Genomic DNA, 13861 nt, shown 5'->3' with positions numbered 1-13861 from the left:
GCGATGTTCAGCGGAAGTCGCGGGAGGCCGGCGACACCGGCGGAGTGAGCGCCTCCAGCCGGTCCGCGACCAGGTTGAGCACGTTCTCGGCCGACTTCTCGAGGCGGCCGCGCACGATCAGCGCCGAACTGGTGCGGGCCACCCGCCGGTAGCGCTGCCACAACCCCGGCGAGCAGGTCACGTTCAGCATCCCGGTCTCGTCCTCGAGGTTCACGAAGGTCACGCCGCCCGCGGTCGCCGGGCGCTGCCGGTGCGTCACGATTCCGCCGACCCGGATGCGGGTGCCCGCCTCGACCCGGCCCAGCTTGTTGATCGGGATCGCGCCGGCCTGGTCGAGCTCGGCCCGCAGGAACTGGGCCGGGTGCGTCTCGGGCGACAACCCGGTGGCCCAGACGTCGGCCACCAGTTCGTCGACGGCGCTCATCCCGGGCAGCATCGGGGCGTCGGTGCCGGTCACCGTGCCGGGCAGGCGGTCGGGCCGGTCCTGCGCGGCCGCCCCGGCCGCCCACAGGGCCTCGCGGCGGGTGAGGCCGAACCCGGCGAAGGCGTCGGCGGTGGCCAGCGCCTCCAGGTGAGTGGTGGAGCATCCCGTACGGCGGGAAAGATCGGTCATCCCGGTGTACGGGCCATTGGCGCGGCGCTCCTGCTCGATGCGCTCGGCCAGGTCCTCGCCGAGCGTCCGGATGCTGGCCAGACCCTGGCGCACGGCCGGGCCACCCAGGCCCCAGGCATGCGGGGGCTCGCCGGGCAGAGCGCCCCACCGGGTCTTCGGCGTCGACTCGAGGGTGGCCTTGGCGTCGCTCAGATTGATGTCGGGCCGGCGCACCTCGACCCCGTGCCGGCGGGCGTCGTCGACCAGCGACTGCGGCGAATAGAAACCCATCGGCTGGGCGTTGAGCAGCGCCGCGCAGAAGGCGGCCGGGTGATACCGCTTCAGCCAGGCGCTGGCGTAGACCAGATAGGCGAAGCTCATCGAATGGCTCTCGGGGAAGCCGTAATTGGCGAAGGCGGAAAGCTTCAGGAACAGGTCGTCGGCGAGTTCACCGACGATCCCGTTCGCGGCCATCCCCTCGTACAGGCGCTTCTTGATTCTTTCCATCTTCTCGACCGACCTCTTGGAGCCCATGGCCCGGCGCAACTGGTCGGCCTCGGCCGGGTCGAAGCCGGCCACATCGATCGCGAGCTGCATCAACTGTTCCTGGAAAAGCGGCACACCGAGCGTCTTCTCCAACGCGTTGCGCATCAGCGGATGCGGATAGGTGATCGGTTCCAGGCCGTTCTTGCGCCGGATGAACGGGTGCACCGAACCGCCCTGGATCGGGCCCGGGCGGATCAGCGCCACCTCGACCACCAGATCGTAGAATTCGCGCGGCTTGAGCCGGGGCAGGGTGGCCATCTGGGCGCGGCTCTCCACCTGGAAAACGCCGACCGAATCGGCCCGGCAGAGCATTTCGTAGACCTCGTCGTCGGTGAGGTCCATGGTGGAGATGTCCAGATCCGATTCGATCATTTCGTACGCGTACCGCAGCGCCGACAACATGCCGAGGCCCAGCAGATCGAATTTGACCAATTCAATTGCCGCACAGTCGTCCTTGTCCCACTGCAGCACCGTGCGGCCCGGCATGCGTCCCCACTCCACCGGGCAGACCTCGATGATCGGGCGGTCGCAGATCACCATGCCACCCGAATGGATGCCCAGGTGGCGGGGGAAATTCTGCACCTGGTTGGCGAACTCGACCACCTGGGCCGGGATGTCCTCGACGTCGACCGTGGCCACACTCCCCCACCGGTCGATCTGCTTGCTCCAGGCGTCCTGCTGGCCCGGCGAGAAGCCGAAAGCCTTGGCCATGTCACGCACGGCCGAGCGCGGGCGGTACGAGATGACGTTCGCGACCTGGGCCGTGTGCTCGCGGCCATGCCTCTCGTAGACGTACTGGATGACCTCTTCCCGCCGGTCCGACTCGATGTCGACGTCGATGTCGGGCGGGCCGTCCCTTTCCGGGGCCAGGAAGCGCTCGAACAGCAGGTTGTGCGCGACCGCGTCCACATTGGTGATGCGCAGCGCGTAGCAGACGGCCGAGTTGGCGGCGCTGCCCCGGCCCTGGGCGTAGATCTTCTTCTCCCAGCAGAAGCGGACGATGTCGTACACGACCAGGAAGTAGCCGGGGAAGCCGAGCTCGTCGATCATGCGGAGCTCGTATTCGATCTGCTCGTACGCCCTCGGATGCGCCTCGGGCGGGCCGTAGCGGTCGCGGGCGCCGCGCATGGTGAGCTCGCGCAGCCAGGTCATCTCGGTGTGCCCTTCCTCGGGGATCCGGAAGTCGGGCAGGCGCGGGGCGATCAGCTCGATGTCGAACGCCAGACCCTCGCCGAACATCGCGGCCGCCTCCACCGCGCCCGGATAGGCGGCGAACCGGCGGGCCATCTCGTCGCCGCTGCGCAGGTGGGCGGCGCCGGCCGCGGGCAGCCAGCCGTCGATCTCGTCCAGGCTGCGGCGGGAGCGGACCGCGGCCAGGGCGGTGGCGAGCCGGCGGCGGGCCGGGGTCGCGTAATGCACGTTGTTGGTGGCGACGACCTCCAGCCGGCGGCTGCGGGCCAGGGCGAACAGGGCGTCGTTGCGGTCGTCGTCGTACGGGTCGCCGTGCGAGGTCAGCTCGACCGCGACGTTCGGGTGGCCGAACAGGGCGACCAGCCGGTCGAGCTCGGCCGCGGCGGCGTCGACACCCCCGGTGGCCAGCGCCGACGGAACCGGGCCCTTGCGGCAGCCGGTGAGGATCAGCACGTGGTCGCGCAGGGTCTCGGCGATGTCCTCCAGATCGCCGTACTCGGGCTTGCCCTTCTCGCCGCCGGCCAGCTGACCCCGGGAAAGGACGGCGGCCAGCCGGGCGTACCCCTCATGGCCGTGCGCCAGGGCGAGCAGATGGCGGCCCTCGGGGTCGGCCTCGCCGTTCTGCGGCTTGCTCAGGTCGAGCGAGAGCTCGGCGCCGAAGATCGTGGGCAGGCCGAGCTCGCGGGCGGCCTGCGAGAACCGGACCACGCCGTAGAAGCCGTCGTGGTCGGTGACGGCCAGCCCGTTCAGGCCCAGGCGGGCGGCCTCCTCGGCCAGCTCCTCGGGGTGGCTGGCGCCGTCGAGGAAGCTGAAATTCGTGTGACAGTGCAATTCCGCGTACGGGGTGACGTGCTCACGCCGAACCAGGGCTGGAGCCTCGTAGGGTTGCCGCTTCCGCGACCACGCGGGCGAATCGCCGCCGTCCCCGTCGATGGCCAGCGGGTCGACAACCGGGTGCAGGTGCCGCTCTTCCTGGTTGGCCCCGGACAGCGTCTTCTCGAGGTCCGACCAGGACATCTTGGGGTTATGAAAGCCCACGCCGGCTCCTAGTCATAGATCGCCTCCACCGCCCAGTGACCGCCGGCCAGGCTCAGCAGGAAGGCGCGGCCGTCGTCCAGCACCACCTGGAAGCGCGCCCGCCGCCGCGACTCGGCGGGGGCCCACCAGCGTTCCTCGACGGGCCACGGGCCGGCCCAGCCGGTGATGGCCACGGGCGGGGTCCGCTCGATGATCAGGGCGGCCGGGGCGCCGGTCAGTTCCAGGCGGGCGCTCACGCCGACCGGGTTGCCGTCCTGGTCGAGCACCACCGCGGGAAGAGGGCGCGCCGGGACCAGTGCGGGCGCCGGCTTGGGCAGTCGGCCGGGCCAGGGCGGCAGGGCGGGGGGCTTCGCTGCCCGCTTCCGCCGCCGGCCGACCGGCTGCACCGCCACCACGGTCACGCTGTTCTCGTCCTCCCTTTCGGCCGGGCTTCCGTGGTCGACGAGCCTTTCGGCCGGGCTTCCATGGTCGACGAGCCTTTCGGCCGGGCTTCCGTGGTCGACGAGGCGCAACTCCCGAGCGGCGCCGGCCGGGTGCTCACCGCGTACGTCGTTCTGAAAGGCCAGCACCGGGTGGGTCTTGATGCCGGGGACCGGGTCGGCGTGGGGGGCCGCGGGGCGGTGCGGGTCGCGTTCGTCGCCCCACGGGATCAGGCGGATCTGGTCGTCGGCGTTGCGGCCGCCGCTGAACACGGGAGTGACCACCGATTCGGGGCCGAGCAGACCCTGCACGCGGCTGAAGGCGCGGTGGGCGCGCTCGCGTTCGGCGCCGGCGTCGCCCCACAGGCCGGGCTGCAGTCCAAGGTGGACGAGCACACCGTCCGGGATCAGCCGCAGACGCACCAGGCCGGCCGTCGGACGGGCGGGGGCGCCGCGGCGGGCGCCGGTGAGCCAGCCGTCGAGCTGCCAGCGGACCCGTTCGGCGATGGCGGCCGCGGTGAGCGTGCCGTCGTGCCGCCAGACCCGGTGCAGTTCCTGCCCGTTGGCGGTGACCGCCTCGATGCCCAGCCGGGTGCAGGCCAGCCCGTGCGCGGCCAGCTTGTCGTGCAGCCGCTCGGCCAGCGCCCGCCCGGCGAACGCGGCCACGTCGACCCGTTCCAGCGGCTCGTCGTAGGTCTCGGAAACCTCCAGGTCGGGCGGGGGCCGGCGCACCGCGAGCGGCCGATGGTCGAGCCCCGCGGCGAGCCGATGCGCGAGCGCGCCGTCGAAGCCGAACCGGGTCAGCACGTCCCCGGCCGGCAGCGCCGCGAACTCGCCCAGCGTCTTGAGCCCGAGCCGTTTGAGCAGGTCGGTCAGTTCGGGCCGCTCGATCGCCTCGATCGGCTGGGCGCGCAGGAAGGCCGGGGTGCCACCGGGTTCGATCACCCGGCCGCCGCGGGCCGCGAGCCCCGCCGCGAACACCCCCTCGGCGATGCCCACCTGGCTTTCCACCTCACAGGCCTGGGCCACCTGCTCGACGATCCGCTCGGCCGCGGCCTCCTCCCCGCCGAAGTACCGGGACGGCCCCCGCGCCGCGAACGCCAAAGCGCCGGGCCGGATCACCTCGACCCCGACCGCCACCTCCTCGACGGCGGCCACAACCGGTTCGAAGGCCCGAGCGTCCCGCCCCGGGTCGTGCTCGACGGCGGTGAGCTGCGGGCATCGGCTCTGCGCCTCCCGGCGCCGCAACCCCCGGCGTACGCCTTCCTGCCGGGCCGCCTCCGAGCAGGCGATCACCCGATTCCCGTGCAAAACGATGACCGGCTGAGCCGCCGTCACCCCCAGCACGATCTCCGCAGCAACCACCGGCCAGTCCGGACACCACAGCAACATGGTCCGCCCACCCACACCCCCCGAAGCCACCTCAATTCACCGCCGCCCGGCGATCAGACTTCTCCTCCACGACCGCCGGCGCCCGCTCACCCTCCACATCGGATTCGACAACGGCTTCCCCGACCGGAGGAACGAGAACGAGCTGAACCGCACGATCCGCCCCCACCGAAGACGACTGCCGCGAATCACCCGCGGAACGCCTGACCGATCCCTGCAAACGATCCGACCCCGCCCCCGGGACCGACGACACCGGCAAGCCCGTGTCCGACGCCGGCCGCAACGCACGATCAGCCGCTCCCGGAGACGACTGCGACGCCGCAGCGGTTGCCGCCGCCGGCCGCAACGGGCGGTTGGTGTCGGCTTCCTGCGGAGGCTGCGTAGCAACGGCAGCGGGTGACGACGGGACCGGCCGCAACGAGCGATCGACGTCGGCCCCCGGCGAAGGCCGCGTGGCAACGGCAGCGGGTGACGGCGAGACCGGCCGCAACGAGCGATCGACGTCGGACCCCTGCGAAGGCTGCGAGAGCTGCGAGGCAGCGGCAGCGGGTGGCGGTGGGACCGCCCGCAGCGGGCAATCAGCGCCAGCCGACTGCGAGGGCTGCGAGACAACGGCAGCGGGTGAGGGCGAGACCGGGCGCGGCGGGCGATCGGTGTCGACCGACCGCAAGGGCTGCGAAGCAACGGCAGCGGGTGACGGCAAGACCGGCCGCAACGAGCGATCGACGTCGGACCCCCGCGAAGGCTGCGAGGCAACGGCAGCAGGTGACGGCGGGACCGCTCGCAGCGGGCAATCAGCGCCAGCCGACTGCGAGGGCTGCGAGGGCTGCGAGACAACGGCAGCGGGTGAGGGCGAGACCGGGCGCGGCGGGCGATCGGTGTCGACCGACCGCGAGGGCTGCGAAGTAACGGCAGCAGATGACGGCAAGACCGGCCGCAACGGGCGATCGACGTCGGCCCCTTGCGAAGGCTGCGAGGCAACGGCAGCAGGTGGCGGTGGGGTCGACCGCCGCGGACGGTCGGTGTCGGCCGCCGGGGAAGGGGGTGGTGGAGCGGCGGTGGGGACGGAGGGCAGGTGGGGGCGGGCGGGACGGTCCATGGTGGAGTCGGTGGAGGTGGGGTGGCCGGGGGCGGGCGGCAGGGTCAGGGGGCGGATGGTGACGCCGGGCATCCACATGGTGATCTCTTTGGGGCGGGCGGCGGCGCCGCGGCCTCGGGCCAGGACTCGCACCTGGCGGCGGCGCAGGCGGCCGTGGCCTTCGTCGAGTCCTTCCCAGCGGCCTTCGAGAACGCGCAAGGTGACGTCGGCGCCGGACCATTCGCCGTACGGGACCAGGACGCTGCCGCGCTGGCGGGCCCGGGCCACCAGGCGGGAGGCGATCGAGGCGGAGACGCCGCCGGGAACGGCCAGGACGATGAGGTCGACCCCGTCGATGAGGGCGGCGACCACGGTAGGCCATTCCGGTCCGGGGTCGGGCACCAGGGCCAGCCGGTCGAGGGCGACGCCGCTCTCGGCGGCCGCGATCGCGCCCAGTGAGGGCACACCGACCACCGCGCACCAGGAACCCGTCCGCGAAGCCTCGGACAGCAACGCCAGCAGCAGAGACGTCCCACCGGCGGCAGTAGCGGACCGCCCGGCCGACACCGCGACGGTGCTCCCGCGGCGCAGCCCGTGACCGGGCAGCAACGAGCTCAGCTCGGGCGCCACCGGAAGCGTCCGGTGCAGACCCGCCGTCTCCGTCTCACCCGCCGCCCGAACCAGTTCAGCCAGGGCGGCCGCACCGCTGATCATGCGTCCCGCCATGTGTTGCCTCGCTCTGTTGCTCAGTTTCCCGCCGGCTCGCCACGAGCCCCCCGGCCCCGGCCTCCTTCCTCAGGCCGTCCACCCGTTCTCCGCCACCACCCGGACCGGCTCCTCAGCCGCCCCGCACTCCCCCACCTCCGAAGCCATCGCCATCCACACACGAACCTCGCCACCTCTGAGCGACCTCAGCCGCCCTCACCAGAACCACTCACCCACCACCGCACGACCGCCGAACCGACCAGATCCGCCCCCGCCAGGCGCATGGGCAAGGAGCGACCGGCAAGAACATCGACCGTTGCCGCTCGCACGTGCACACCGCCTTTCGTGGGGCTGTAAGCCGTTACGGCCGCTTGAGACGTTTGCGGGCATGACGACGGGACGCTCGCCGAAGTTGGGGCGAGCGCTCGGCCGGGAGGGTCACGGGCTCGCCGGGTCGGCCGGCGAGGCGTGGGGGAAGATCAGGCGGCCAGCGGGGGCTGGTAGGTCAGGCCCAGGGCGGACTCGACGACGGCCACGAACTGTTCGGCGGCGCGCAGGAGGTCGTCGGCCTCACGGGGGCTGACCACGCGCGGGATGCCGGCCTCGGCCGCGGCGCGCTTGGAGGCGCCCAGGGCGAAGTAGTTGGCCCACTCGCCGAAGTCGGGAGCCACCATGACCAGCAGCGACCAGACGCTGGTGACCCGGCTGCGGCGGCTGGCCGGAGCGGGCCTCGCGCGGGCCGCGAGCACGGCGGCCGCGGCGCGCAGGGCGGCCAGATGAGCCGCCGCGTAACGCAGGCCGTCGGGCTTGGTGCGCGCCGCCTCGGCCAGGCCCTCACGGGCGATGGCGAGCAGCTGGGCGGGGGTGCGCTGGGGCAGCATGTGCGCCGGCACGGTGGGCGCGTCGGCCCGGGCGGCCGCCGTCGGCGCGTGCGCCAGACCGGGCACAACCGGGCCGGAACCCACCGCTTGAGGCACGGCTTGACGAGGCACAGCCCCGCCGGGAGACGTCTGACGAGGTACAGCCACGCCGGGAGACGTCTGATGAGGCATGGCCACGCCGGGAGACGTCTGGCCAGGGCGGACCGCGTCGGAGGCCGGCCAGCGGCGGGAAGCCGCGGGGCTGGAAACTGCCGGGCCGGAAGCTGAGCGAGGGGCCGGGAAGCCGGTGGAAGCGGAACCGCGTGACGCCGGGTCGGCATATGAGGCCCGGTCGGCATATGGCGCCGGGTCGGCGTATGGAGCCGGGTCGGCGTACGGGGCCGGGTCGGCGTACGGGGCCGGGTCGGCGTACGGGGCCGGGTCGGCATATGGCGCCGGGTGGGCGTACGGGGCCGGGTCGGCGTATGAGGCCGGCTCGGCGTGGATTGCGTTGGTCTGCGCCAGGCCGGGGATCGGCGGGTGGGCAGGGACCGGGCCGCGGGCTGCGGGGGCGGTGGAGGCCGGGGCGCGCGTGGGTGTGCGGGCCGGCGGGGCCGCCGAGCCGGCGGTGGCCGCGCTGGGGGCGGCCGGGCCGGGCCGGGTGGCCGGGGCCAGGTCGGGAGCCGGCCAAAGGCTTGGCGCTGTGTGGCTCGCCATGGTTTCTCCTCGCGTGTCTCGCATCCGACGTGCCGGGTCGAACCGAGGCGCTGCGGAGGAAGGCGCAGCAGCCCGTGGTGGGTGACCGGCCGGGTGTGAAGCTTCCCCACACCACACCCGGCCGGACCTGCCGGCGGGTCCGTCGCCCGCCACCCGGGGGTCGGGGGCGGCGGACGACGGTCCTGCCTTGTCTGAAGACACCGGGCCCGCGAATGCCCGGAGCCTCACGCGCGGCACTTCGCGGGTGCCACGCTTGAGAGCCGTGCCGCGAAACACCGCTCCCGTCGTCAGCCCGGAGGCTCGTGCCCTCGTCGTTCGAGTGAAGTTCGAAGGCGTTCGAACATCCGTTCTAACTACGGAGAAGACTAGCACTGACGTACGACAAAAACGCAAGACGACGAGCCCGAGCCGAACCGGAAGAGTTCACACTGTGATGACGACCTTGGCCCGGGCGTGCTCGGACTCCATGTACCGGATCGCCTCGGGCACCTCGTCGAGCCGGTAGGTGCGGTCGATCACCGGGGTCACCCGGCCCGCCTCGACCAGTTCCCGCAGGCCCGCGAGCAGCGTGCGGCTGGGCGGCACCTCCAGCACGACCGTCCGCCGCCGGCTGAAGCGCGCAGAGATCTGCGCCCCCATGATCAGCCGCAGGGGCCCGATCACCGACGGTCGCCCCCGGAAGGTTCCGCCGCCCGAGAGCACCACGATCCCGCCCGGCGCCAGCACCCGCCTCAGATCCCCCAGCGACCGATTGCCCACCAGGTCGAACACCACATCGAAGGGCCCGGCCGCCGAGGAGACGGACGGCGAGCCCACGGAGGAGGCGGCGGCCGACGCGACCGCAGAGGAAGCGGCAGGCGCGGAGGAGGACGGCGCGGAGGAAGCGGGCGCCGAGGAAGAGGGAATGACGGGCGCTGAGCGAGGCCGGGCGAAGTCCTGGACGGTGTAATCGATGACCTCGTCGGCGCCCAGGGAACGGACGAGTGGGACATTTCGGGTGCTGCAGACCGCGGTCACCGTGGCGCCCAGAGCCTTGGCGATCTGGACGGCGTACGTGCCCACCCCGCCGGAGGCGCCGTTGATCAGGACCCGTTGGCCGGGGCGCAGGCGGCCCACGTCGCGCAACCCCATCAGGGCCGTGCTGCCGGCCAGGGGAAGGGCGGCGGCCTGCTCGAAGCTGAGGTTGGCCGGCTTGAACTCGATGTCGCCGGCCGGGGCGCACACGTACGCCGCGAAGGCCCCGTGCGCGTTCCCCAGGTCGCCGAACACCTCGTCGCCGGGGCGGTAGCGGTCCACGCCTGGGCCCACTTCGGTTACCACACCGGCGAAATCAGTGCCCCGGATCGTCGTACGGGGCCGCCGGACCCCCATCATCAGCAGCCGGGCCAGATAGGGGTCGCCGCGCATCATGTGCCAGTCGCGGGCGTTGACGGACGCCGCCCGCACCTCGACCCGCACGTAGCCTCGTCCGCAGTCGGGCTCGGGGGCTTCCGCGAGCTCCACCTGGCCGTATCGTTTCTGCACAATCGCCTTCATGCCGCTCATGGTCGCCACCGGCGAGGACCGATCTCATCGGAGCAGCGGCCGGAGCCGACCCGGCACAAAGAACGGGTCAGGCCCGACCGGAAGTACGGCCTGTCTCGTAGGCCCACATGGCGATCTCGACCCGGTTGCGGACGACCAGCTTGGCCATCAGCGCCGTGATGTGGGTCTTCACCGTGCTCAGGCTGATGTGCAGCTCGGACGCGATCTCGGCGTTGGTGCGGCCCCGCGCCACCGCGGCCAGCACCTCTTCCTCGCGGTCGGTGAGCGGGTCGATCGGCTGCGGGCGGGGGCCGGCCGGTCCGGTGTCGGCGAACGCCTTGAGCAGGCGGGTGGTGATGCTGGGGGCGATCAGCGCGTCACCCCGGGCCGCGGCGTGCACGGCCTGGCTGAGCAGGGCCGTGCCCGCGTCCTTGAGCAGGAAGCCGCGGGCGCCGGCGCGCAGGGCGGCGTAGACGTGGTCGTCCAGGTCGAACGTGGTGATGACGACGACGGCCAGCGGGTCGGTCACGGCCGGGCCGGCCAGGCGGCGGGTGGCTTCGATGCCGTCCATGCCGGGCATGCGGATGTCGAGCAGGCACACGTCGGGGCGCAGCCGCTGGGCCAGTTCGACGGCGCGGCGGCCGTCGGGTGCCTCGCCGACCACACGAATGCCGGGCTCGGCGTTGAGAATCATGACCAGGCCCGTACGCACGATCTCTTGATCATCGGCGACGACCACGCGGATGTCCGCCGGCATGCTCAGGCCGCCACCCCGGTGCGCGGCAGTGCCGCCGTGACCGTCCAACCACGACCCGGGCCCGGCCCGGCCTCGCACGTGCCGCCGAGCAGACCGGCCCGTTCGGCCATGCCGGCCAGGCCGAACCCGGTCGCCGAGAAGGACCGCGTGGCCTCGCCGTCGTCGCTGACGTGCAGGCGCACCACCGAGTCGTCGGCGGCCACGCGGACGGTGACACGGGTGGCGTGCCGGGCGTGCCGCCGCGCGTTGGTCACCGACTCCTGGGCGAGGCGGTAGATGGCGGTGCCGACGGTGGCCGGAACGCCGTCGAGGTCGCCGGTCAGTTCCACCGAGACGGGCAGGCCCGGCGACGAGGCCAGGCCGTTCAGTTCGGTCAGGCCGGGGCTGGGGGTCAGCTCGTCGGCCTCGGACAGGCGCAGCGCGCGCACCATCGTGCGCATCTCGGCCAGGGCGCGCGTCGCCTCGGCCTCGATGACCCGCAGGGCCTCGACCGCGGCCTCGGGCCGGCGCTGGGCCACCGCGATGCCGGCCTGGGCCCGGATCGCCATGGCCGAGACGTGGTGGGCCACGGTGTCGTGCAGGTCGCGGGCCAGCCGTTCGCGTTCGAGCAGTTTCGCCTCGCCGAGCCGGCGCTCGAGCAGCCGGGCCCGGTAGCGGAACGTCGTGGCCAACGCGAACGCCGCGATCATGGCCACAAAGCCGAGCAGCATGTCGCTCACGCCGATGTGGCCGAGGGCGGCCGACACCGAGATCTTGGCGAAGATCAGCGCGGCCCCGGCCAGCGCCTCGCGCCCGGAGCCCCAGCGGAACAACGCGTACGGCAGGATCAGCAGATAGGCCAGCGTGCCGTTACCCGGATCGGACCAGAACAGGCAGACCAGGAACGCGATCGCCACCATCAGGAACGGCCGGGAGCGGCGCCACAGCAGGGTGGGCGCCAGCACGAGCCCGAGAATCATGCCCGACCAGGCCGAGGTCAGCACTCCTTCGAGGACGGTCGCGACGACCACGACGCCCAGCAGCACCCAGTCACGCCGGACGCGGACCGGCGCGCCCGGTGACCGCGGCTCGCGCCACACCGAAAGCCACACCGAGGAGAGCACGCCACGATCGTACGAAGAACGCCCTGGAATCGGACCGGCCTAAAGTACTAAGAGTCGAGTCGTAGTCGCCTACGGCTCTGACCGCCGGCCTGGATCGACCGACTCCGCTCAACGGGGGTGTGAGTCCGCGTGGTCCCGGTGCCGCGTGCGGCACGGATCTCATCGGGGGTGGCACACCCGTCTGCGGGGATCGTTTGTCCGGCAGAGGCCACCCGAAGGGTGGCTGCCGCCCCTACCGTCTTCCCCGTGGATACCGGGACGAGGGCGGGTGCGGTTGACCGGATCAGGGCCTCTTGCTGCCCTGCAACTCGTTGCCGTAGTAGAGCAACGAGAGTCACGTCCAAGCGTGCTGTGCGCGGATCATCTGGATCAGTCAGGCGCACACACGCGGCGAGTGCCGCGGACACCAGATCCCGATCTGCAACCAGCCCGCATGCGGCGCAGCGGTGAACACGCTGGGCGAGGGGCTTCTTCTGGCGATGGCCGCAGACACAATGCTGGGAGAGGGCGGTCTGGCCGGTGCCGGCCCGCACCAACCGCCCGCCCGCCGCGCATGCTTCCCGGCCGAGCGCGGTCACGAGCATGCCGGGGCTGAACAACGCGATACGGCGTCCCCACAAGTGAGCCCAGGAACTCATGTTCACGTGCTCGACAATCAAGTTGGGGCCGTGCACGCGCACGATCTGACCGGCGATGTCACGAGCGCGGTGCTTTTTCGCCTGTGATAAGGCACGGCATTCCGCGGCGTGAAGCGCGCGCGTCCGACGGTATGCCGCGGACAAGTTGTCGTGCCGGTACGCGCGTTTCGGACGGCCTAGTGTGTCACTCGCACGCGCCCCAGTCGGCGTGTCGATCGTCCGTGCCGGCAAGCCTGCACTTTGACGGCGCGCGGCTCGAACGGCTTGCCGGACGCTCGGCCGGTATTGGTCCGGATTGGTGTTGCGCCGAGACCGATCCAATGCGCGCTGCCGTCGCCGTGCGGTCGCCGCGGCATCCAGCGCGCCAGTACTCTGTTGGGCGGTCACGGTCACATAGCTGCTGGCCACGTCGCCCCCAGCAGTCGCAGGCATGGACACGACGGCGAGATTCGAGACGTTGCCGTCCACGCCGGCAACCCGGTCCCGAGGCGCGGCAGCACGGTCGGCGGCCACGGCTGAACTCGTCCAGCCTGGCGCGAGGACCATCAAGTGGGCGTAATAGCGCCAGCCGCCAGGAGCGCGATGATCTTGCACGCGAGTCAAGTCGATCTTGTGCCAAACTGACGGCTCCGCAAGGAAGTGGCGCAACCGCGGCCATCGACGCGCGCCCTGCGGAAGCCGCACGGGTAAGACGAGGTCTCCGGCGGGCAATCCCGTGAACACAACGGCGAGCGGTCCCTCGTACTGCCACCAGCCACCCTCGGGTTTGACCGGCGGCGGCATGACGGCAGGCTGGGTGACCGCGGATCCCAACAGTCGCGCCGGAAACGCGGCGGCGTGACCGTCGAGGGCTCCGACGAGCCGAAACGTCTCCCAGGTGCGTGGTTTCGTGTGCGACTTCGCGCGGCCGGGAATCCGGGTGAAGTCGAACCACTGACCTGCGCGGGGCCGGCCGTGCCTGCGGCCGCTGCTGTCCGGGAAAAGATGCCGGTCGCAGGACTCCCACACTTCGTCAGCGAGATGCATGGCGAGGGCCTTGGTCAGATGCTCGCGCATCCACCTGCTTGCTTCAACATGCCGACAGACCGCTGCTTCCAGCATCTTGCGCGACAAACCGAACCGAGCTCGAGCCGCCTTGGCATCCGATGCGCGCAGGCGCGGCGCAGCCCAATGGGCATCCACACGCGACCTGGCCTGTAGCTGCGCCGCCCGACGAAGCCGGAACGCGGCCATGAACATCTTTTCGACCCGGCGGCGAGCTCGCGCATCAGAGGCATCGAGTTCCAGCCGCATCACCGCGACGG

Annotated in this window: 7 protein-coding genes and 1 pseudogene; all 8 read right to left on the bottom strand. The window is 72.0% G+C overall.

What is annotated here, in order from left to right:
* Positions 1-7: 7 nt before the first annotated feature.
* Entirely contained in the window at positions 8-3367 is a 3360-nt protein-coding gene (locus OWR29_RS11695; protein WP_267562718.1) for an error-prone DNA polymerase, read from the bottom strand.
* Between the two features lie 8 nt (positions 3368-3375).
* Entirely contained in the window at positions 3376-5178 is a 1803-nt protein-coding gene (locus OWR29_RS11690) for a DNA polymerase Y family protein (protein WP_267562717.1), read from the bottom strand.
* Positions 5179-6336: 1158 nt separating this feature from the next.
* Positions 6337-6979, bottom strand: a pseudogene (gene imuA', locus OWR29_RS11685) (DnaE2-dependent mutagenesis accessory factor ImuA'); the annotation flags it as partial.
* A gap of 458 nt (positions 6980-7437) precedes the next feature.
* Positions 7438-7839, bottom strand: a complete 402-nt coding sequence (locus tag OWR29_RS11680; protein ID WP_267563248.1) for an SAV_6107 family HEPN domain-containing protein — start codon at positions 7837-7839, stop codon at positions 7438-7440.
* Between the two features lie 1119 nt (positions 7840-8958).
* Positions 8959-10071 (bottom strand): NAD(P)-dependent alcohol dehydrogenase, encoded by a 1113-nt coding sequence (locus OWR29_RS11675; RefSeq protein WP_267562716.1) that lies wholly within the window; start codon positions 10069-10071, stop codon positions 8959-8961.
* Between the two features lie 76 nt (positions 10072-10147).
* Positions 10148-10816, bottom strand: a complete 669-nt coding sequence (locus OWR29_RS11670; protein WP_267562715.1) for a response regulator — start codon at positions 10814-10816, stop codon at positions 10148-10150.
* A 2-nt stretch (positions 10817-10818) separates the two neighbouring features.
* Positions 10819-11919 (bottom strand): sensor histidine kinase, encoded by a 1101-nt coding sequence (locus tag OWR29_RS11665; protein ID WP_267562714.1) that lies wholly within the window; start codon positions 11917-11919, stop codon positions 10819-10821.
* Between the two features lie 47 nt (positions 11920-11966).
* Positions 11967-13850: a zinc ribbon domain-containing protein gene (locus OWR29_RS11660; protein ID WP_267562713.1), complete on the bottom strand. Its 1884-nt coding sequence runs from the start codon at positions 13848-13850 to the stop codon at positions 11967-11969.
* Positions 13851-13861 lie beyond the last annotated feature (11 nt).

Source organism: Paractinoplanes pyxinae (genome assembly GCF_026626335.1).
Taxonomy (GTDB): domain Bacteria; phylum Actinomycetota; class Actinomycetes; order Mycobacteriales; family Micromonosporaceae; genus Actinoplanes; species Actinoplanes pyxinae.
Note: the sequence above shows the minus strand (reverse complement) of the source record. Positions and strands in the feature narration are given on the sequence as shown.

Coding starts and splice junctions, on each gene's coding strand:
- OWR29_RS11660 (WP_267562713.1), bottom strand. CDS start 13,850: ATGCGGCTGGAACTCGATGCCTCTGATGCGCGAGCTCGCCGCCGGGTC.
- OWR29_RS11675 (WP_267562716.1), bottom strand. CDS start 10,071: ATGAAGGCGATTGTGCAGAAACGATACGGCCAGGTGGAGCTCGCGGAA.
- OWR29_RS11670 (WP_267562715.1), bottom strand. CDS start 10,816: ATGCCGGCGGACATCCGCGTGGTCGTCGCCGATGATCAAGAGATCGTG.
- OWR29_RS11690 (WP_267562717.1), bottom strand. CDS start 5,178: ATGTTGCTGTGGTGTCCGGACTGGCCGGTGGTTGCTGCGGAGATCGTG.
- OWR29_RS11680 (WP_267563248.1), bottom strand. CDS start 7,839: ATGCTGCCCCAGCGCACCCCCGCCCAGCTGCTCGCCATCGCCCGTGAG.